This window comes from Neobacillus camarae (assembly GCF_054950115.1).
Window position 1 is genome coordinate 1 of sequence record NZ_JBUCKX010000002.1, and the last position, 20,194, is coordinate 20,194.

Here is a 20,194-nt window from a genome sequence, read left to right on the forward strand (position 1 = left end):
ACTGAAATTTACTATGTAAAAAAGCGCCGAACATAGTCGGCGCTTTTTGTTAACGATGGCGCATAAGCGGGAATAACAACACATCTCGGATAGATGGAGAATTAGTTAGCAGCATAACCAATCGGTCAACACCAATTCCTAGTCCGCCTGTAGGCGGCATACCGTATTCTAACGCCTCAACGAAATCTTCATCCATCAGGTGGGCTTCATCATTGCCTTGCTCGCGTTCTTTTAACTGTGCTTCAAAACGTTCCCGCTGGTCAATCGGGTCATTTAATTCTGTAAACGCATTGGCGTGTTCGCGGGCTACGATGAACAGCTCAAAGCGATCGGTGAATCTTGGGTCTTCTTCATTTTTCTTGGCAAGAGGTGAAATTTCTACTGGATGTCCATAAATAAAGGTTGGCTGTATCAGTTTTTCCTCTACCTTTTGTTCGAAGAACTCATTTACAATATGACCATATTGCATGTGTTCGGTAATTTCCACACCATGTTCTTTTGCCAGGGCACGCGCTTCTTCCACGCTCATTTCCTTCCAGAAATCGGCTCCTGTGTACTCTTTTATGGCATCGACCATATGAAGTCTCTTCCACTGAGGTGTCAGGTCTACTTCATAGTCCCCATAATTAATCTTTGTTGTGCCCAATACCTCTTGGGCAATGTGGGCAATCAGATTTTCGGTTAGACTCATAATATCACGGAAATCAGCATAGGCTTCGTATAGCTCGATCATTGTAAATTCAGGGTTATGGCGGGTAGATACTCCTTCATTTCTGAAAACACGGCCGATTTCATAAACCTTCTCCAAGCCGCCGACAATCAATCGTTTTAAATGAAGCTCGATAGCAATCCGCATGTATAACGGAATATCCAATGCATTATGATGTGTGATGAACGGACGGGCTGCCGCTCCCCCTGCAATCGCGTGCATCATTGGTGTTTCGACTTCCAGGTATCCTTTCTCATCCAAATATCGCCGCATAGCTTGAATGATTTTACTGCGGGTAATAAAGGTTTCCCTGCTTTCCTGGCTCATGATAAGATCGAGGTAACGCTGACGGTAACGCTGCTCAATATCCTTTAAGCCGTGGAACTTATCGGGTAACGGACGAAGGGCCTTTGTCAGGAAAGTAAATTCTTTTACTTTGATTGAAAGTTCACCCATTTTTGTTCTAAAAACCGTTCCCTCAACTCCAACAAGATCGCCTAAATCAGCAGAATTAAAAATTTGGTAGGCCTCTTCACCGACTGCATCCTGTCTGACATAAATTTGGATTTGTCCTGTTAAATCTTGAATATGCGCAAATCCTGCTTTTCCTTTTCCACGTTTGGTCATAATACGGCCCGCAAGGCGGACAGAATCTGTTTTTCCTTCAAGCTCTTCTTGTTCTAAACTGCCGTATTGTCCTTGTACATCATTTGCGGTATGGGTCCGCTCATAACGCTTTCCAAATGGGTCAATGCCACTCTCTCTCATTTCTGCCATTTTTTCGCGTCTGACCATTAATTGGTCATTTAATTCTTCCTGACTCATGTTTAATCAACTCCAATATTTCTAAATATGTAATCGCCAGTGATTCCGCGTGGACATTTTTTCACATACTATATTATTTTACACAAAATCAAATGTATAGACATCAAAAATGTTGAAATAAATAAAACTGCCAGTTTTCCTCTGGCAGTTTCATTCCTAAAGTCATTATAGGTATTAGGCAATTCGCTGTCAAATTGCGGAGATTAACCAACAATCGCTTGATCATGGTCTAATTCTCTTGCTTCCACATCAGCCACTAGATCATTTAAGACCCCGACCAATTGATCACGGGTAATACATTCGTTAACCGCATTGCGTGCATTTGCATTGCCCCGGATTCCCTTTAAGTACCAAGCGGCATGCTTTCGCATTTCCCGAACAGCAATATGCTCATTTTTAAGGGCAATCAGGCGGTCTAAATGAAGGATGCAAACATCAATTTTTTCGCGCACAGGCTGTTCACCCATCAGTTTTCCGGTTTCTAGGTATTGAACAGTGCGGTAAATCATCCATGGATCTCCAAGCGCTGCCCGGCCGATCATAACACCGTCAACACCGGTTTCATCAAGCATTCTTTTTGCATCCTGTGGTGTCTTCACATCTCCGTTGCCGATAACCGGAATGTCGATGGATTGTTTCACTTCCTTAATAATATCCCAATTGGCCGTTCCTTCATACATTTGGACGCGTGTGCGGCCATGGAGGGACACAGCCTTTCCTCCGGCACGTTCAACGGCTTGGGCATTCCGGACGGCATATATATGGTCTTCATCCCAGCCCATACGCATTTTAACGGTAACCGGCTTTTCCACTGCATCCACTACCGCGGACACCATTTCATAAATTTTATTAGGGTCCAGCAGCCATTTTGCGCCTGCATCACATTTTATGATTTTTGGAACTGGGCAGCCCATGTTGATATCAATAATATCGGCGTTCGTATTTTGATCCACAAATTTAGCTGCCTCAACAAGGGTTTTCTTTTCACCGCCGAAAATTTGCAAGCTTAGCGGTTTTTCACGCTCATCTATATAGAGCATGTTCATCGTCTTTTCGTTTTTGAAAACAATCCCTTTGTCACTGACCATTTCGGCACAAACCAGTCCTGCCCCGAACTCCTTTACCGTCAAACGGAATGCAGAGTTGCAAACACCGGCCATCGGCGCTAAAACCACCGGATTTTTCATTTCGATATTCCCGATTTTTAACAATGATTACCCTCCCATCTTTTGTTAGTTATCTTTAGGTGTTAAATCATCAAGACTTATATTTAAGCACGAAGCTATTTTACTTAGCAAATCTTCTCCAGGAAGTCGGTTTCCTCTCTCAATTTCTCCTAAAATGGAAACTGATACACCTAGTTTTTTTGAAAAGCCTTCTTGGGTATACCCCTTTAGTTTCCGATAAGCTCGGATACGTCTCCCCCATTTTTCCGCTTCCATATTCGGACTCCTTCTTTAGGTAATGTAATAAACCATGGTGTAAGCTGTTCTTTTTCGAACATCCGTAAATCAGGATTTAACTCCAATAATGGCACCATCACAAATGCCCGTTCGAGCATTCGCGGGTGTGGAACAATCAGCTTCTCCGATTCAATATTTTCTTGGTTATAAAGGAGAATGTCAAGGTCAATCGTCCTTGGACCCCATCTTATTGCCCTTTTTCTTCCAAGTTCTGTTTCTATTAAAAGACACCGGTCAAGCAATTCAAACGGATTCAAGTCGGTGGTTACCTTGATAACCATGTTTAAAAATAAATCCTGGTCTTCGTAGCCAACCGGGTCGGTTTCGTATACAGAGGAGTAATTTACCAGCCGAATTTCCTTATTGCCTGTCAGATGGCGAATGGCACTCGTCATATTCTCATAACGGGTTCCAACATTTGAGCCAAGTGCAATAAATGCTGTGTTTGACACTTTTATCTCCTCCTTGTAATTTCTACCGCTACAAAGTTGTAGTGGCCTGGGATTGGCGGGTCAGGTTTGATGACTTTAACGGTTACTTCTGACACCGGGTGAAACCTCTCAAGGACACCGGAGGCAATCGCTTCCGCCACCGCTTCCACTAATTTTCTGGGTTTCCCTTCCACAACTTCCTTGCATAGTTGATAAAGTTCACCGTAATTAACGGAATGTTTCAAGTCATCAGTTTCTCCTGCTTTTTTTAAATCTGTCGAGACGGTCAAGTCGACATTAAACCGCTGTCCGAGAACGTTCTCTTCAGGAAAAACACCATGATAGCCGTAAAATTGCATTCCTGACACATAGATTTTATCCAATTGATTCACCTTTCCCCATTAAGGTATCCATCATTCTGGCCATCCGGCTCATTTCCTTGACATCGTGCACCCGGACCATCTGACAGCCTTTTTGAATGCCATAACATATTGTGGCCCCGGTACCTTCCATTCGTTCTGTTACCGGCAGATCCAAAGCCTCGCCAATCATTCGTTTACGGGAAACGGCCAACAGCACCGGATAGCCGAGCATAACAAGCTTGTCCAAATTTCGCATCATGAGCAGATTTTCTTGATAGTTCTTGGCAAACCCGATACCCGGATCCAGAATAATATTTTCATCTTTTACCCCGGCTTTTTTTACTAACGCAATACTTTCGTAAATGTCGTTCAGTACATCCCGGACAAATTGACCATAATGTTGGTCGCGCCTATTATGCATTAAGATAATGGGAACATCAAGCTCAGCGGCGACGGAAGCCATTTTATCATCAGCCTTGGCCCCCCAGATGTCATTAATGATATGGGCACCAGCTTTAATAGCCTGTTTCGCCACTTCAGACTTATATGTATCAATCGATAAAGGAACGTGAACATGCTTTTTCAGTTCTTCAATCACCGGTACAATCCGCTCAATTTCCTCTTCATCGGAGATTCTCGTATAGCCTGGCCGTGTCGATTCCCCGCCAATGTCAATCATATCGGCTCCGTCTGCCACCATTTGTTTCGCATGCTCAATGGCTTTATCCATTTGGTCGTAGTTTCCCCCATCTGAAAAGGAATCCGGGGTGACGTTTAGGATTCCCATGATAATGGTTTTATTCATATAATTTAAAGCATACGGGCCGCAGCGGATTTGTTCTTGAGCCTGTTTCATTGGTTACCCCCCTATGCAAAGTTCATCTCTCTTATCATACAGGAAAATCGATTGGTTTTCCTAATTTGCACATAAGAAAAGCGCAAGCGCCCTGTTCAGCGCACGACAAACCTAGAGAGCTCCAACTGAGATAAGGTGAAACTTCATTCAGCGAGCGTTTTACTCGTTGATTGTTAGTTGAACCAATCGGGTTCTTACGGGCAGTTGAGAATCTACTGCCCGTTGAACAGGATAAAGGAAACACGAAGGGCGAAGCGCATTCGTGCTTGACTTATCGTAGGGTGGAGACCGAAGGCGTCACGTCGCTAGGGCGCTGGAGCTAGACCATTCTAAAGTTCAAAAATTTTATACTTATCCACTAAAAAAGGCCCGGCGGGAGCCAGGACCTTTTGTGTGTATTATTCAGCATCGTATTGGTAAAGTGGAGTACTTAGATAACGTTCGCCGTTATCTGGAATGATAGCAAGTACTTTTTTGCCTTTACCAAGTTCCTTTGCAACCTTTAATGCAGCAGAAATAGCAGCCCCTGAAGAAATTCCGCCTAGTATGCCTTCTTCTCTTGCCGCACGGCGGGAAGCTTCGAAAGCTTCTTCTGTTGAAACTTGAATCACTTCATCGTAAATATTGGTATTAAGTGTATCAGGAACGAATCCTGCACCTAAACCTTGCAATTTGTGAGGACCTGGTTTGCCGCCTGAAAGAACAGGTGAATCTTTAGGTTCAATTGCATAAATTCTAACATTAGGGAATTTTTCGCGGAGAACACTTCCCGCACCGGAGATTGTTCCACCTGTACCAATTCCTGAAACAAATGCATCTAGGCCATCCATTTGCTCGGCAATCTCTTTACCAGTCGTTCTGCGGTGAACTTCTGGGTTAGCTTCATTTTTGAATTGCTGTGGCATAAAATAGCCGTTTTCTGAAGCCAGCGATTCTGCCTTAGCAATGGCACCTTTCATTCCTTCTGGACCTGGTGTCAAGACAAGCTCTGCACCATAGGCACGCAATAGGTTACGTCTTTCTAAGCTCATTGTTTCTGGCATCACGAATACAGCTTTATAACCTTTAGCTGCTGCAACCATTGCAAGACCGATTCCGGTATTGCCGCTGGTAGGCTCAATAATCGTGCTTTCGCCCGGCTTGATGAGACCTTTCTCTTCAGCTGCTTCGATCATTGCTAAACCGATCCGGTCTTTTACACTGCTGCCAGGGTTAAAATACTCTAGCTTTAAATAAACTTCTGCGCTGTTTTCATCTACTATCCTGTTTAATTTAACAATTGGTGTTTGACCGATTAATTCGGTAACTGAATTTGCAACACGAACCATAATGGCACCTCTATTCCGAGTATTTTTATTGGATTTATATAGAATTTATCAGTTTTCCCCTTGTTTTGTCAATCTATTTGTATCAGATTTCCTAAATAATTTGAAAAAATTTCAAAAAGAAAATCCTTGTTAAATTTGGCTGCTGATTGCGGTGAAAGCCGCTCTTTTTAAATAACAACAGGAACCATTAACCTAACCAAAAGAAAAACACAGAAATCAAACCTGTGTTTATTGTTCGTCTTTTGCATTGCCGTAAAACCAGTCCACTTTGGCTGCATCCCAGAGGGTATCTGCCGAAGCGGGGGAATTCATCTGTTCAAGGGCGATTTGCCGGCGAATCTGGTTTTTTACATCTTTAAAAGAATACGTCTTGCCGCTCATTTTCCCTTCCAATTTTACTATTGCGTAACCTTGGTCGGTTTTGATTGGCCCGCCATAGCCGCCTTTTTTCAACTTCTTTGTTGTCGCAATATAGCTGCCGGGATAGAGCTCGTCATCCTTTGTAATATAACCTATATCCCCGCCTTCATTTGCAGAAAATTCATCGATGGAACGCTCCATGGCTAATGCCGAGAAGCTCGACCCCTGTTTCAATTCCCTGATAGTCTTCTCTGCCTCTTGCTTAGTCTTTACCACAATATGCGACAGATGAAAGGCTTCGGGCACATTATATAAGTCTTTATTTTTCTCATAATAACTTTTTATCTCTTTTTCAGTGACAATCGCATCTTTGGTTAGTATTTCTTCGAGGAGCAAACTGTTTTTGATTTGCTCCTTCCACTTTTTTTCGGAAGGATAATTTTTTTGGTTAAAGGAATCATTGGTTGCCTGAAGCAGCCGATATTCACGGTTGACTTCTGAATCAGCAACCGTAATATGATATTTTTCAGCCAATTCCTGAACTACCTTTTGGTCTACCATATCCTTTAATACATCTTTTCCATATTTGGTTTCAAGCTCGTGAAGCCAATCCTGTCTTGTGATCTTCTGGCCGCCTATGGTCGCCACAGCCTCATTGCCCGCCGCGGTCCCGGAAGCATCTGTCTCTCTGGAGAGAAAAAAGGTAACGGTCAAACAATTGAGCACAACGAGCCCGGCAATTACCATCAAAAGCTGCTTCTTCCCCAAACTTTTCTCCTCCACCGGAAAATGTTATTTTGCCTCTTCCTTTAGCTTTTCTAATTCTTCCTTGGTGAACAAGTATTTTTCATTACAGAAGTGACAATGGGCCTCTGCCTGTCCGTCTTCTTCAATCATGGCCGAGATTTCTCCGGCACCTAGCCCAATGATGGCATCCGCGAACCGTTCTTTAGAACAGGTACATTGGAAACTTACGGGCATGGTCTCTATGATTTTTACATTTTCCTTATCAAACAATCTCTCCAATATTTGTTCAGGGCTTAAACCTTGTTCAATTAGTTTGGAGACAGGCGGAATGGCTTTTAATTTTTCTTCCAATCGGTTGATAACCTCATCATCAGTTCCCGGCATGATTTGTAAAATAAACCCTCCAGCCGCCAAAATCGTATCATCCGGATTAACCAGTACCCCCACACCTACAGATGATGGTGTTTGCTCTGAGACCGCAAAGTAATAAGTGAAATCTTCCCCTAACTCCCCTGATACAAGCGGAACCTGGCCGGAAAAGAAGTCACGAAGGCCGATATCCTTAACAACCGCCAATAATCCGTCGGTTCCGACCGCGCGGCGAACATCCAACTTGCCATGTTCATTATGTTCAAAATCAACTTGAGGGTTGCCCACATAACCACGGACCTCACCTTTGGCGTTACTGTCGACAATAATGGCCCCAAGTGGTCCGCCTCCGTTGATTTTAATCGTTAACTTTTCGTCCCCTTTCAGCATGGCCCCCATCATGACCCCCGCGGTCATCGTGCGGCCAAGTGCCGCTGATGCGGTCCGCCATGTCTGGTGGCGCCGTTGCGCCTCACTTACTGTCTCGGTTGTACAGGTTGCATAAGCCCTGATGCTCCCATTAAAAGCAAGTGCCTTCACTAAGTAATCCTTCATTCTTATACCCCTTTCTCGTTGCTACTCTTTAGCGTATCCATGTTCCGGGTATAGATAAGCTGCAAACCTTTTAATGTTAAAAACGGATCCACGACATCAATCACAGTTGATTCTTGTGCAATTAAGCTGGACAGGCCCCCTGTGGCAATGACGGATGGCTTCTTTTTGCTTTGTTCAATCATTCTTTTCACGATGCCCTCAACTTGTCCAACGTAGCCGTAAAGAATGCCCGCTTGCATGGCAGACACAGTATTTTTGCCAATCACGCCGCCTTCAGGACGGGCGATTTCAATCCGTGGCAATTTAGCGGCCCGGGAGTAGAGCGCTTCCGTTGAAATCCCGATACCTGGTGCGATTGCGCCACCCAAGTACTGCCGGTCATCATTAATATAGCAATACGTGGTAGCCGTGCCAAAATCCACGATAATCAGCGGACTGCCGTACTCGTGAATAGCCGCAACCGCATTGACGATCCGGTCCGCTCCCACCTCTTTTGGATTATCATATTTTATGTTTAATCCGGTCTTGATACCTGGGCCAACAACCAACGGTTTAATATGAAAGTACTTCTGGCACATTCTTTCCAATGCGAACATGATGGGCGGAACCACCGAGGAAATAATAATCCCGTCAATATCGGAAAAGGATAACCCGGAGAAGTCAAACAGTGATTTGACATTCATGCCAAACTCATCTTCAGTCCGGTGGCGGTTCGTCTCTACCCGCCAATGATGTTTCAAAAGCTCCCCTTCATACACCCCAAGGACAATATTGGTATTCCCTACATCAATTACGAAAATCACATCTATCACTCACTTTTACGATATATTCTTCTGCACATGGCAACATAATACCATACTATAGGTGCGGATGAAAAAAAAGAGTGCTTCATTAAGAAGCACCCTCATTTTATTTATAATCGATATCTTCAGGTGGGAGGTCCAAAATAGATTTTTCCTCTTCATCCTTTTTCTTGATTGTCACTTTTACATCATCATCTTTTTTAATATCTAATTTAACCGTTTCAAGCTCTGCTGGGTTTTCTGGAAGATGGCCTTTTTCAACCAAATAATGGATTTGCTCCGCATTCAATGTCTCCACTTCCAACAAGGTCTTGGCGATTAAATCTAGTTTTTCACGGTTTTCGGTAAGAATCTTTTTACATCTTTCATAAGACTCTTTTATGATCCGCTGGATTTCAAGGTCAATTTCATACGCAATGGCATCCGAATAGTTTTGCTCGTTATGAAGGTCACGTCCTAAGAATACTTGGCCGCCTTGATTTTGGCCAAACTGGAGCGGTCCAAGTTTCTCACTCATACCAAATTCGGTAACCATTCTGCGGGCAATTCCAGTAGCCCGTTGGAAGTCATTGTGGGCACCGGTACTAACCTCGCCAAATACAATTTCCTCCGCCACACGTCCGCCGAGCAAGCCGACAATCTTGTCAAGCAATTCCGGTTTGGTCATGAAATAACGGTCTTCCCTCGGAAGCATTACCGCATAACCGCCTGCTTGGCCTCGCGGTACGATGGTCACTTTATGCACCATGTCCGCCTCATCAAGAATGAGGCCAATGACGGTGTGACCGCCTTCGTGGAATGCCACAATTCTTCGCTCTTTTTCAGAGATGACCCGGCTCTTTTTAGCAGGCCCTGCAATAACGCGGTCGGTTGCTTCATCAATATCAACCATTTCAATTTTCTTCTTATTTTGTCTTGCGGCAACTAATGCTGCTTCATTCAATAGGTTCTCCAAATCAGCGCCTGAGAAGCCTGGTGTACGCATTGCAATATTTTTTAGGTTAACTGTTTCATCCAAAGGTTTGTTGCGGGCGTGTACTCTAAGTACTGCCTCACGGCCATTGACATCCGGACGGTCAACCGTAATCTGGCGGTCAAAACGGCCTGGACGCAATAACGCTGGATCTAAAATATCCGGACGGTTAGTAGCCGCAATAATAATTATTCCTTCATTGGCTCCGAAGCCATCCATTTCAACTAACAATTGGTTTAAGGTTTGCTCACGCTCATCATGACCGCCGCCTAAACCTGCCCCACGCTGACGTCCAACGGCGTCAATCTCATCTATAAAGATGATACACGGAGCATTTTTCTTGGCATTTTCAAATAAATCACGGACACGGGATGCACCAACACCAACAAACATTTCCACGAAATCGGAACCGCTGATGGAGAAGAATGGAACGCCTGCCTCACCAGCAACTGCACGGGCAAGCAAGGTTTTACCTGTTCCTGGAGGTCCCACAAGCAGGACACCTTTTGGAATCCGCGCCCCTAGTTCAGAGAATTTGCGCGGGTCTTTTAAGAACTCAACAACCTCGACTAGTTCGGCTTTTTCTTCGTCTGCACCTGCTACATCTCTAAAACGAACTTTTTTCTTATCATCGTTATAGAGTTTTGCTTTGGATTTGCCGAAGTTCATGACCCGGCTGCCGCCGCCTTGAGCTTGGTTCATCAGGAAGAAAAATAATATAAAAATAATCACAAACGGAATAATGGATGTGAAGAAAGTAACCCAGCCGCTAGTTTCTTTTGCAGGCATGATTTCCACTTTTGAATCCGATTGGTTAATACGTTCAATGATTTGTTCACTGTTTGGAACATATGTGATAAACTTTTTACCACTTTCAACATCTTTATCGAGTTGACCGCGGACTTCAAAAACGCCCCGATCTGGCTGCATTGAAAATGTATCGACTTCATTGTTTTCCAAATGGGCAATGAACTCATCATAATTAATATGATCAGTAGCTTCATTACTTCCGTTAAAGAAACTTACAACACCAATAATGACTAAAAATATCAATAAATAAAAGATGGTATTACGGAAGATCCGATTCATCTCTTACCTCCTCCCACTTAAACAAACTATACTAAATAGTATCATAGAAAATCTTGTTAATTCAAGGAATTGCTCTTACTGCAATAACTTAAGAAATGTCTCCAAAATGCTTAAAAAACTTCTTGTTTATAGCTATGGCTTAAATATTATTGCTGTATACTTCCGGCTTAAGAACACCAATATATGGAAGGTTTCGGTACTTCTCCATATAATCCAGCCCATAGCCGACCACGAACTCATCGGGCACGATAAAGCCGACATGATCCGCTTTGATTAGGCTCTTCCTTCCAGTAGGCTTATCAAGCAAGGTAACAATTTTAATCGATTTCGCTTTCCGGTAATGAAACAAATCGACCAAATAGCTTAAAGTTAAACCGCTGTCGATAATGTCTTCAATGATTAAAATATCTCTTCCTTCCACTGACGTATCCAAGTCTTTGAGGATTTTTACTTCCCCTGTAGAAACCATGGCATTTCCGTAGCTGGAAACATCCATAAAATCCATTTCCAGATAACAATCCATCCGCTTTAACAAATCCGCCATAAACGGCATGGCCCCTTTAAGGACACCTATTGCAAGCGGGAAGCGGTCATGATACTCTTCCGTTAACTGAGCGGCCAACTCCTTTATCTTTTGTTGTATTTCTTCTTCTGAAACTAAAACCTTTTCAATGTCCTGGTTCATCATTAAATGTCCCCCTAGAAGTTGATTCCTTCTCATAAGTGAGTTGTATATATGGTCGTGATGCTGTTTCCAATCCTTCATATGAAGACTTTTTCAGGCCTGGAAGCCAAAGAATGCAGTTATCTTTGTCCGTAATGACAGGCCATGTATCCCGGTCATGAAGCGGAATCTTTTGGTCAATAAAGATATCTTTTAACTTTTTTGACCCTTTCATTCCTTTTAACGTCATTCGGTCCCCATTTTTTCGAGTTCGAATGATCAGCGGCCAATTTACAGAGTCTGAATGAAACAATGCTGAATGAGAGCGTGTGGCGGGAGGTATTCCGTTTCCCGGCTTTATATGAATCGTTGATCCATTTGGCAGAGACACCGTTCCAGGTCCGTCTATTTCAAAACAATACTCTTCGGACTTTTCTGTCCTAAACCGAAAGGATAATTCGCTGTATGATCGGCTAACGATTAAGCCTTTGGGCAAATCCAGTCTCCCCGATGGCCCGCCATGCCGGATTAAGTAAAAAACATCGTCGATATGTACAGCAGAAAGATCACCTGCAGATTCTTTATAAAGATAGTTTAATATTAGTTGAATCCCTCGCCTTTGTAAAGGAGAAGGCATTGCAGAAAAACGTTCTATATCAATGATAATTTGCTGTTCTTGCCTGTTTTTCATTACTGTATTCAATTGTTGGACAGTTAATTCCTGAAGATATTTTTCATCAGCCTGCAAATCTTCGCTGAACCGTTGAAAATTATCATGGACATGCGGGTTTTCCTTCTTTAGAAACGGAATAACGTGATGCCGAAACCGGTTCCTGGTATAAACAGCTTCCAAATTGCTTGGGTCGATTCTTGGGGTCAAGTGATGCCGCAGGCAATAATCCTCTATTTCTGCTTTGGTTAAACATAAAAACGGGCGGAATAGCAAGCCCCCGGCAAACGGCCGGGAAAACGGGATTCCTGCCCGCGCCAGCCCAGTGCTGCCCCTGGTTAGCCTCATCAATACAGTTTCCATCTGATCATCACCATGATGGCCAAGCGCCAAATAGGAGCAGTGGTATTTCTCCATCACCTGCCGGTAAAATTGATACCGGACTTCCCTTGCTGCTGTCTCGGCACTTTTCCCCTCCGCCTCCATGATTTGCGGAACATTTACCTGAATCATTTCAAAAACAACCCCGTGTTCCGCACAAAAACTTTTGACAAAGATGGCATCCTCGAAGGACTCCTGGCCGCGAAACATATGGTCAACATGAGCCGCCACAATCTCGAGGTTCCATATTTCCCTCTGTTTGATAAAATAATGCAGCAGTGCCAAAGAATCCGGTCCTCCTGACACCCCAACTACCACTTTACTGTTTTCAAGCGCAAATAAATGACGTCTAAGAAAAGACCTGACCTTTGCTTCTAACATTTAAGATGCACTCTTTCTAATAAATTTTCCAATTACGTTACTCCATTCAGACAAATGGTGTTATTTTACCCCCAGGCCAATTTTCAAAGCCCGGTTATTATTGTGTTCTACTATACGATTTATAGGAAAATAAGTTTCAACATTTTTAAAGTAATTTCAAAAAAATATACCCGCCATAGATTAGCCCCAGGACAGCCGCGATAATGAAGGTTTCCTTCCAGTTGCCTTTTTTCTTTTTTTTACGGTAAGCTTGCCTGCTGGGGGGCTGGCTTGCTGTGCCAGGCCGATTCGGCTTTTGATTTACACCCGTACCGCGCGGGCTGTTGGCGCCTCCGCCAGGACGGGCACTTGCGCCAGAGGTGGCAGGCTGCCCCGCTGTTTCCCGTTTTGTTATTATCTGCAGCAAATCCTGTCTCATTTGCTTAGCCGAAAGGTAACGCCCCTCTAAAGCTCGTGTGATGACTTTCTCATATGGGTGCAATTCCTGCTTTTGCCTGAGGGCCTCTGTTAATTGTGCCATTCCCCCTTTTTGTTTGGCAAACCGATTCGGATAAGCCGTATTTATCATGATCATGGCACAAGCGAACAGGTCATATGAGGGTTCAGCTTTGCGTGAGCCGAGCCCCCAGTAACCGCGGTCATAAAACTCGGTAAACTCTTTTATGGCCCTGCCCTGAATGGTCGTCCCGCCAACATCAATACATCTTACAGCGGGAGGGGGGCCAGTGACAATTAAGTTTTCCGGTTTTAAATCGCCGAATACCCAGCCGTTTTCATGGAGTTGGGCCAGGTCATTTAACAGCTGCAAGAACACTACAGGCAGCCACGACTTTCCTTTCTGCTGGAGGAATGAAAGCAAGTCGGGGCCTTGAAGATATTCCATTACATAAAAAGAAAACTTTTCGGTGCCGGTTTGCCAATCGTCCACATCAAGCAAAGAAGGCCCAAGGGAAGACCCCTGGACCTTTGCAAAGGATTTTAGTACGTTTACCTCCGACGTGATAGACATACTATTATCGCTCATTTTTAATGCGGCTTGACGGCTGCCGTACTTTACAAGGTAGACCACCCCATTGGCTCCATATCCAAGTTCCTTAACCATTGTATACTGGTTGTGATGCCATTTTCCGGCCACAACCGTACCCGGCTTTATTTTATACCGACTCTTCAAAGAATGATTCATCATCATCTGACAGCAAGCTCCTTACACTTCGCTTTTCATTAAAGGACGACAGGGCGGCGCGAATTGCCGGACCCGTTGGGGTGATTCCTCCAGTCGACAGTTTGGAAAACACACTTGTCAAAGATTGTAGATTTGGCGTCCAGTCCAGCAATATTTCGACATCATTTCTTTTCCCGGGAAATGCATAAACAGAAAACTGATTTCCCCCGGTCCTGGCATTTAAACTAAGGGAAAGGTCCAACAGGGCCTCCTTTACTGTCGGAAGCTTGTGCTTCATGCTGGCGCTTGTATCGACAAGAACCAACACCTCCAATTCGACAGTTTCCCCGAGTTCATCGACAACCTCCATCACTTCGCCCCGTTTTTCCGGCGGCAGGTCTTCCATCGATTGCGAACGGCCGAGAATTTGCTGCAGCTCACGATTGACGACTCCTTGTATCGTCTGGTTCATTGCTTTGCGGGTCACCATTTGGACGGTCTGTGAGAGCTGCTGGGCATAGACAATCTGGCTGACTCCTCCGCCCGACATGGCGATTCCTTCAATTTCGGTCATTCCTTTTTCATCTATGACGTCATGCTCCATCACTCCAATGACATTCACGGTAATCCCTTGCTCTCTGGCAAGAGCGGCCATGGCAATTGGATCCTCACCCTGATTGGAACAGCCATCGGTTATCAATAAAACTTGCCTTATCTTCCCGGTATTCATATTTTTCTCCCTCCACATCCGTTGTATTGGTACCATTTTCGACGGAATGAAAGGTATTTATACATAAACAGCCGGCAAGCGGTGCAAATTAAGCCTTTATGCCCTGCGCCTTTTCTGCACGGGGATACTCGCCCATTTGGGGGTATTGTGCTTGATTTTTGCGACCATGACGGTCATATCATCATGAATGATATCCGACATTGATCTTATAACTTCCTCCAAGATCAAATCCGCCACTTCCTGCGGGTCATCCGTTTCCAACTCAATCAGTTTTCGTTTCATCCATAAATCATAATTTTCCACATGTTTAGGTCCCTCAAAGACCCCGTCGCTCATCATAATTAATAAATCACCTGCTTTTAGTTGTTCGCTCACCACATCCACTTCAAATTCCTGGAGAATCCCCATTGGCAAATTGCTGGCGGAAATCTTAATAATTTTCTTTCCACGTTTAATAAAGCTAGGAGTGGATCCAATTTTGAGGAATTTCGCTGCGGCATTTTTCAGGTCAATCATAGCCAAGTCCAATGTAGAAAATATCTCATCTGTAGTCCGTAATGAGAGGATAGAATTAATGGATTTTATCGCAATTTTTTCTTCAATCCCTGTTTGCAGGATTTTTTGTAATAGAAGCAAGGTCTCTTCACTTTCATAATGGGCACGTTCCCCATTCCCCATGCCATCACTTATGGCAATGGCCAACTTTCCCAAGCCCAATTCAATGGTGGAATGGCTGTCACCGGACACCAATCCGCCATCCTTTGCGGCGTGGGCAATACCCGTTTCCACAACATAGGCCTTGGAGGAACGGAAAACGGCATGGCAAAATCCATTGGGGTATTTGGCGCATTCCTCATGTTTGACAATGATCGTTTCCCCCACTATATCCGAGAGCATTGGGGCAATTAGTTTCTCGCATTCACCACGGCCGTGACAAAACGGAACGGCCATTTCAATGTCGACGTTTCCCGGTTCCAAACTATAAATCTCTACATTCTCTATATGGATTCCAAAGCCTTGGAGAGCTTCCATGACTTGTTCTTCCTGTTTATAATAGTTTTCCCGCTCACGCTGGATTTCCTCGGCAAAGTTATTCATCACTTCCGAAACGCCCAATAACTGGTCGGCAACCAGTTTCCTGCTTTCTTGAACCTTTTTCTTTAATTTTTGATTGGCTTGATAAAAAGTTAATTCCTGCCCAATCGTTTCATATACCTTTTTCGGCCTTGAACAGAGTTTTTCCCATTCCCTGGTCAGCCTCAAGGAAATGTTCCCATCATTCCGGTCCATTTCATGAATAATTTCCTCCATGCAAGCATAGGTTGTATGGAAGTTCTTCGCCCAGCATTGTTCCTTTTTAAAACAGGTTTGGCACGTCCGTTCGGTGACATGGCTCATAAAGTAATCCATTTCCCGTTCCGATTCATTTTCCACAGGTTCACTGTCGATTTGGGAAAAGCTCTTGGATAAGGCATGGAATACATTCGAGAATTGCGAGACCCGCTGGGCGGTCACATCGCGCATTTTCCGCATGAATTTTTGCTGTTCCGCCGTGTACTCAGGGGTACCTGGAATATATTTGGCCAATCGGGAAGTAAGAGCCTGAGGCGTCAAGAGAAACAGAAGAATAGCTGCTCCGGATTCCATTACGGCCATTTTTAAGGATCCGCCACCTTCTCCATACATTCCGATCAATAGTGTCGCGATCATCAAACCGATGGAAACCCCGATTTTTCTCCCTTCCTTCATCAACCCCCCCAATACCCCTGAAAAAGCCAGCAAACTCATTTGATAAAAATTGGACACACTTGCAAGGCTGAAGATTAGCCCGGTGACCACTCCCACCGTCGAGCCAATTGTCGCACCGCCAATAAACGCGAAGACTAGCACCAAATATCGTGACATAATATGTTCAAGCGATAGGTCTTCAATTTTCCAGCCAATCGTTCCTGTCAAAATCGATGCCAGCAAAATGATAATGCAAACAATCTCTTCTGTTTTTAGTAATTGCCTTCGCTTATGAAACGTGACCAAAGGGATGCTTTGCAGAAAAATCATCGTCAGGATAAAAGCAAGACTTGCTTGGACACCGGCCATCATCCCGTCATATAGTGTCAATTGTTCCGATAGAATCATAGCCTCCACTAACTTGCTGACTCCTAATACTGCACCCACCAGGTATGGCAACGTTCTCATTCCATTAACCAGCCATTTCTTGCTGATTTGATAGATGAGCATAAAACCGAAACATACGATAAAAGTAAACGCGGCATTTGCAAGTGACAGTGTTACCGCACCAGAAATTAATCCAATTAAGGCAAGCGGTGCCTTATCTCTTTTGATCAGATAGACAGAGGCAAAAAAGGGCAGACTAAACGGAGTAAGCTTTGCGAGAATCAAGGCTCGTCCAAGCAGGAATCCAACCATTAACAACAAGACCCCTTTTTTAATAAAAAAGGTTTCCAGCAGCGATTGAACTTTTTTCAAGCCCTTGCTGAAATCCGGTTTCGATGATTGAAGATTAACATCGCTAATAGGTTCAATCAGACTTTGTTCTACCTTTTCCATGTTCACACTCCCCATCTTGTATCTATTGACAACTATTATAAATTTGCTAGATTTAAAAGTTTGTCAAATTAGTGAACGCGGGAGTGAAAATCATTCGACTGAATCCTCTATATTTATTCAAATAATCAGAACTATCCCGAATTGCCGCCGGGACAATCAAATGATATTGGCATGTTTTAAGCTATTTTGTATGTTTCCTGCCGGGAATAAGAAAAGCGCAAGCGCCCTAATCAGCGCACGACAGGCCTCCTCCAAAAAGCTAACGCTTTTTGTTCCTGCGATGCTTATGCTCCCCAAGCAACTAACTGAATAGGCTTCATCGGCTTTGCGACGAGCTGAACAGCCGCTTCCTTGAATAATCTTTGGCGCAGGAGCAGAAGGCGCATTCGTGCTTGACTTATCGTAGGGCGCTGGAGCTAGCCCATTCACAAGGTCAAAAGTTTTATACTTTCTTATCTTTTAACAAAAAAAGACAAGTCCTAAAGACTTGTCTTTCATCTATTAAAACCAAGTAATCCTTGCGTTATCCATATAAATAATAGCAGCAAGTTAACCTCGTCTAGCACCTCTTCCGCCGCGCTTCGACTCCGTATTTCTCTTCAAGGAAGATAAACGATCTTCGCTATCCTTTAGGAAACGAGCCATTTTCGATTCGAAAGTTTCTGGCTTATTATTATTACGGTCATTTGCCCTTCCTTGACGCGGACGTTGTGAATGGGAATGTTTTCGTTGTTCTGATTCGGGTCTATCCTTTGCCTTTTTTATGGATAGTCCAATCTTTCCATCATTCTCGACGTTAAGGACTTTAACCTCTACTTGATCACCGACTTTTAAATGATCATTGATGTCCTTTACATAATTGTCCGCAACCTCACTAATGTGGACGAGTCCCGTTGAACCATCCGGCAGCTCCACAAACGCTCCAAAATTAGTAATTCCTGTTACCTTTCCTTGTAACTTGCTGCCTACTTCAATTGACATAAAAAAAACGTTCCTCCTTAGAAATATAAAAAATCATACTTACTATATATTATACAGAATGGGAAAATTAAGTGTCAATAACACGGCTATTTGGTTGTTTTTTCCTTCTTATCATCTGGAATACTGAAAATAATTTCATTTTGGTCGGAGAAAAAGTATTCCTTTCTGGCAAGCTTCGCGATATAATCATCATCATTTAATTTGACGATGTCTTCCTTTAATATCGCCTGCTGTTTTTTTAAATCGGCAAGCTCACGGGAGAGCTTTTCCTTTTGGGCAACCTTCACTTCAAACTTGGCTGTTTGGGAAAGGTAACTGGAGATCATCAAGTACGATAGTACGCTGGCAATAACAAAAAACAGGGAAAGCCTTCTGATTAACAGCTTTCTTTTTCTGGCTGAGGCAATTTCCGCATATTCCTGCTGCTTGGCATAGTCTGTCTCCATTTTGGATACAGTTCGTCGTTCAGCTCCCATTTATCCTTAATCCTTCCTGCTATTTTTTTCGTTTCCATTTTCCCAGTATCGTACTAATATAATTCCTGATTCTCTCAAAATTTCCTGCCGTTTTATTATATAACTTCTCGACGGATTTTTTAAGGCTTTTCGGCAAAAGTTTCCAAAAAATTAATAATATTCTAGTTATCACGTTGAATATGATTTTCAGAATCCATAATACTATCTTCCAAATAAGATTGACAAGGGATAGAAGCCCCCTGCCAATGGATAGAAGGATAATCACAATCAATTGAATGAGGCCGGTAATCGGTTTAAAAACTAACAGAATAAATGTATCGCGCAGGAAACGGGCAATTGAAATCACGGTTTGAATCAATATTTCCAGCAGCCGAAGATAGATGCCTTTGAACAGGCTTTGATAGGCAGCGAATCCGCAAAGCAGGGCTATAAAAATATAAAACCGCAGTTCGCCATTATTGGCCAAAAATAAAGCATAAAAAATAAGCAGGGCTTGGATTGTCCAAAAAAGAAGATCGTTTATGAAGACAATCCAAGACTTTCTTTTTGGGCGTTTCAAAAAACGCTGGTACGTATCTAGCAAAGCCCCAAATAGGGAGCCCATTCCAATCATGGAGAGCATCGTTAAAAATTGCGTGGAAAGGCTCATCGGAACAACTTGCTAAAGAACCCTTTAGCCTTCTCCCCATGATTTTCATCCAAATAGACCAGATCATATATTTTCCCCTTGATTGAAACGACCCCTTTTTCCACATCAAGGTTTTTCATTTGCAGATTTTGCCCCTTAATGGCTAAGAACCCCATCGTTGTTTCCAGCAGAAATTCTTCATTGTCAAAGCTTTCTACTTGCTTCACACCGGAAATTTCAAGAAGTTTTCTTCCTCTCATGATGACGTCATGGTCTGGAATACTACTTTTCGATGAATTCGTTTCGTAATATTGACTCATTCCTCATCCCTCACAATCCTTTGTACAACCATTCTGTACATACTATGTGAGGGCTGGATAAATTAGAACATCTCGTTATTGTTCCTCTTGGTAATTTACCCTTTCTTCTTTTAAAACGGTATACATCTCGGCCGCCTCTTCCTTCCGGGTCGTTTCCTGAATCCGCTCAATTCTGACCGTGACTCTTCTTTGACCAAGGCGAAGCGTCAGTTCATCCCCCACTTTGACTGTGGAACTGGCCTTTGCTTCCTTGCCATTGATCTCAATTCTCCCTTGATCGGAGACCTCTTTAGCCAACGTTCTTCTTTTGATAAGCCTTGAAACTTTTAAAAATTTATCTAACCGCATATCTAATACCTCCAC

General features: G+C 43.4%; 21 protein-coding genes. All 21 read right to left on the reverse strand.

Annotated features, from left to right (window positions below; translation table 11 throughout):
- Positions 1 to 49: 49 nt before the first annotated feature.
- Complete coding sequence (gene lysS, locus ACY8D0_RS07780; RefSeq protein WP_462409974.1) at positions 50 to 1,534, reverse strand: lysine--tRNA ligase; 1,485 nt, start codon at positions 1,532 to 1,534, stop codon at positions 50 to 52.
- Between the two features lie 203 nt (positions 1,535 to 1,737).
- The gene (gene dusB / locus ACY8D0_RS07785) at positions 1,738 to 2,745 is read right to left on the reverse strand and encodes a tRNA dihydrouridine synthase DusB (RefSeq protein WP_462409975.1); all 1,008 of its coding nucleotides are present in this window, start codon (positions 2,743 to 2,745) and stop codon (positions 1,738 to 1,740) included.
- Between the two features lie 21 nt (positions 2,746 to 2,766).
- Positions 2,767 to 2,976 (reverse strand): helix-turn-helix domain-containing protein, encoded by a 210-nt coding sequence (locus ACY8D0_RS07790; protein WP_462409976.1) that lies wholly within the window; start codon positions 2,974 to 2,976, stop codon positions 2,767 to 2,769.
- Positions 2,928 to 3,449 carry a 2-amino-4-hydroxy-6-hydroxymethyldihydropteridine diphosphokinase gene (gene folK, locus ACY8D0_RS07795; protein ID WP_462409977.1) on the reverse strand — a complete coding sequence of 174 codons (522 nt, stop codon included), beginning with the start codon at positions 3,447 to 3,449 and terminating at the stop codon, positions 2,928 to 2,930. Before folK ends, ACY8D0_RS07790 begins: the two co-directional genes overlap by 49 nt.
- 2 nt (positions 3,450 to 3,451) lie before the next feature.
- Complete coding sequence (gene folB, locus ACY8D0_RS07800; protein WP_462409978.1) at positions 3,452 to 3,811, reverse strand: dihydroneopterin aldolase; 360 nt, start codon at positions 3,809 to 3,811, stop codon at positions 3,452 to 3,454.
- Positions 3,804 to 4,646 (reverse strand): dihydropteroate synthase, encoded by an 843-nt coding sequence (folP, locus tag ACY8D0_RS07805; protein WP_462409979.1) that lies wholly within the window; start codon positions 4,644 to 4,646, stop codon positions 3,804 to 3,806. The genes folB and folP overlap by 8 nt, the downstream gene beginning before the upstream one ends.
- A gap of 398 nt (positions 4,647 to 5,044) precedes the next feature.
- Positions 5,045 to 5,974 (reverse strand): cysteine synthase A, encoded by a 930-nt coding sequence (gene cysK / locus ACY8D0_RS07810; protein WP_462409980.1) that lies wholly within the window; start codon positions 5,972 to 5,974, stop codon positions 5,045 to 5,047.
- 228 nt (positions 5,975 to 6,202) lie between these two features.
- Complete coding sequence (locus ACY8D0_RS07815; RefSeq protein WP_462409981.1) at positions 6,203 to 7,102, reverse strand: peptidyl-prolyl cis-trans isomerase; 900 nt, start codon at positions 7,100 to 7,102, stop codon at positions 6,203 to 6,205.
- 24 nt (positions 7,103 to 7,126) lie between these two features.
- Positions 7,127 to 8,005, reverse strand: a complete 879-nt coding sequence (hslO, locus tag ACY8D0_RS07820; RefSeq protein WP_462409982.1) for an Hsp33 family molecular chaperone HslO — start codon at positions 8,003 to 8,005, stop codon at positions 7,127 to 7,129.
- Between the two features lie 2 nt (positions 8,006 to 8,007).
- Positions 8,008 to 8,808: a type III pantothenate kinase gene (locus ACY8D0_RS07825; RefSeq protein ID WP_462409983.1), complete on the reverse strand. Its 801-nt coding sequence runs from the start codon at positions 8,806 to 8,808 to the stop codon at positions 8,008 to 8,010.
- A gap of 106 nt (positions 8,809 to 8,914) precedes the next feature.
- Entirely contained in the window at positions 8,915 to 10,870 is a 1,956-nt protein-coding gene (gene ftsH / locus ACY8D0_RS07830) for an ATP-dependent zinc metalloprotease FtsH (RefSeq protein WP_462409984.1), read from the reverse strand.
- A gap of 139 nt (positions 10,871 to 11,009) precedes the next feature.
- The gene (gene hpt / locus ACY8D0_RS07835) at positions 11,010 to 11,555 is read right to left on the reverse strand and encodes a hypoxanthine phosphoribosyltransferase (protein WP_462411315.1); all 546 of its coding nucleotides are present in this window, start codon (positions 11,553 to 11,555) and stop codon (positions 11,010 to 11,012) included.
- Entirely contained in the window at positions 11,539 to 12,966 is a 1,428-nt protein-coding gene (gene tilS / locus ACY8D0_RS07840; RefSeq protein ID WP_462409985.1) for a tRNA lysidine(34) synthetase TilS, read from the reverse strand. The genes hpt and tilS overlap by 17 nt, the downstream gene beginning before the upstream one ends.
- A 145-nt stretch (positions 12,967 to 13,111) precedes the next feature.
- Positions 13,112 to 14,152 (reverse strand): protein kinase domain-containing protein, encoded by a 1,041-nt coding sequence (locus tag ACY8D0_RS07845; RefSeq protein ID WP_462411316.1) that lies wholly within the window; start codon positions 14,150 to 14,152, stop codon positions 13,112 to 13,114.
- The gene (locus ACY8D0_RS07850; RefSeq protein ID WP_462409986.1) at positions 14,121 to 14,858 is read right to left on the reverse strand and encodes a vWA domain-containing protein; all 738 of its coding nucleotides are present in this window, start codon (positions 14,856 to 14,858) and stop codon (positions 14,121 to 14,123) included. The genes ACY8D0_RS07845 and ACY8D0_RS07850 overlap by 32 nt, the downstream gene beginning before the upstream one ends.
- Positions 14,859 to 14,954: 96 nt before the next feature.
- On the reverse strand, positions 14,955 to 17,426 hold the full coding sequence (gene spoIIE / locus ACY8D0_RS07855) for a stage II sporulation protein E (RefSeq protein ID WP_462409987.1): 2,472 nt from the start codon (positions 17,424 to 17,426) through the stop codon (positions 14,955 to 14,957).
- A gap of 549 nt (positions 17,427 to 17,975) precedes the next feature.
- Positions 17,976 to 18,407, reverse strand: coding sequence for a S1 domain-containing RNA-binding protein (locus ACY8D0_RS07860; RefSeq protein WP_462409988.1), 432 nt, complete (start codon positions 18,405 to 18,407; stop codon positions 17,976 to 17,978).
- An 86-nt stretch (positions 18,408 to 18,493) separates the two neighbouring features.
- Positions 18,494 to 18,883: an FtsB family cell division protein gene (locus ACY8D0_RS07865; protein ID WP_462409989.1), complete on the reverse strand. Its 390-nt coding sequence runs from the start codon at positions 18,881 to 18,883 to the stop codon at positions 18,494 to 18,496.
- A gap of 19 nt (positions 18,884 to 18,902) precedes the next feature.
- Positions 18,903 to 19,532, reverse strand: coding sequence for a spore cortex biosynthesis protein YabQ (yabQ, locus tag ACY8D0_RS07870; RefSeq protein WP_462409990.1), 630 nt, complete (start codon positions 19,530 to 19,532; stop codon positions 18,903 to 18,905).
- A complete protein-coding gene (yabP, locus tag ACY8D0_RS07875; RefSeq protein WP_462409991.1) occupies positions 19,529 to 19,831 on the reverse strand; it encodes a sporulation protein YabP in 303 nt (100 codons plus the stop codon). Before yabP ends, yabQ begins: the two co-directional genes overlap by 4 nt.
- Positions 19,832 to 19,906: 75 nt before the next feature.
- Positions 19,907 to 20,179: an RNA-binding S4 domain-containing protein gene (locus ACY8D0_RS07880; protein ID WP_462409992.1), complete on the reverse strand. Its 273-nt coding sequence runs from the start codon at positions 20,177 to 20,179 to the stop codon at positions 19,907 to 19,909.
- Positions 20,180 to 20,194: the final 15 nt, after the last annotated feature.

Bases quoted from the DNA above. Each gene is read 5' to 3' on its own strand.
- lysS (WP_462409974.1), bottom strand. From the start codon at position 1,534: ATGAGTCAGGAAGAATTAAATGACCAATTAATGGTCAGACGCGAAAAA.
- ACY8D0_RS07790 (WP_462409976.1), bottom strand. From the start codon at position 2,976: ATGGAAGCGGAAAAATGGGGGAGACGTATCCGAGCTTATCGGAAACTA.
- folP (WP_462409979.1), bottom strand. From the start codon at position 4,646: ATGAAACAGGCTCAAGAACAAATCCGCTGCGGCCCGTATGCTTTAAAT.
- cysK (WP_462409980.1), bottom strand. From the start codon at position 5,974: ATGGTTCGTGTTGCAAATTCAGTTACCGAATTAATCGGTCAAACACCA.
- hslO (WP_462409982.1), bottom strand. From the start codon at position 8,005: ATGAAGGATTACTTAGTGAAGGCACTTGCTTTTAATGGGAGCATCAGG.
- ftsH (WP_462409984.1), bottom strand. From the start codon at position 10,870: ATGAATCGGATCTTCCGTAATACCATCTTTTATTTATTGATATTTTTA.
- hpt (WP_462411315.1), bottom strand. From the start codon at position 11,555: ATGAACCAGGACATTGAAAAGGTTTTAGTTTCAGAAGAAGAAATACAA.
- tilS (WP_462409985.1), bottom strand. From the start codon at position 12,966: ATGTTAGAAGCAAAGGTCAGGTCTTTTCTTAGACGTCATTTATTTGCG.
- ACY8D0_RS07845 (WP_462411316.1), bottom strand. From the start codon at position 14,152: ATGATGAATCATTCTTTGAAGAGTCGGTATAAAATAAAGCCGGGTACG.
- ACY8D0_RS07850 (WP_462409986.1), bottom strand. From the start codon at position 14,858: ATGAATACCGGGAAGATAAGGCAAGTTTTATTGATAACCGATGGCTGT.
- spoIIE (WP_462409987.1), bottom strand. From the start codon at position 17,426: ATGGAAAAGGTAGAACAAAGTCTGATTGAACCTATTAGCGATGTTAAT.
- ACY8D0_RS07860 (WP_462409988.1), bottom strand. From the start codon at position 18,407: ATGTCAATTGAAGTAGGCAGCAAGTTACAAGGAAAGGTAACAGGAATT.
- ACY8D0_RS07865 (WP_462409989.1), bottom strand. From the start codon at position 18,883: ATGGGAGCTGAACGACGAACTGTATCCAAAATGGAGACAGACTATGCC.
- yabQ (WP_462409990.1), bottom strand. From the start codon at position 19,532: ATGAGCCTTTCCACGCAATTTTTAACGATGCTCTCCATGATTGGAATG.
- yabP (WP_462409991.1), bottom strand. From the start codon at position 19,831: ATGAGTCAATATTACGAAACGAATTCATCGAAAAGTAGTATTCCAGAC.
- ACY8D0_RS07880 (WP_462409992.1), bottom strand. From the start codon at position 20,179: ATGCGGTTAGATAAATTTTTAAAAGTTTCAAGGCTTATCAAAAGAAGA.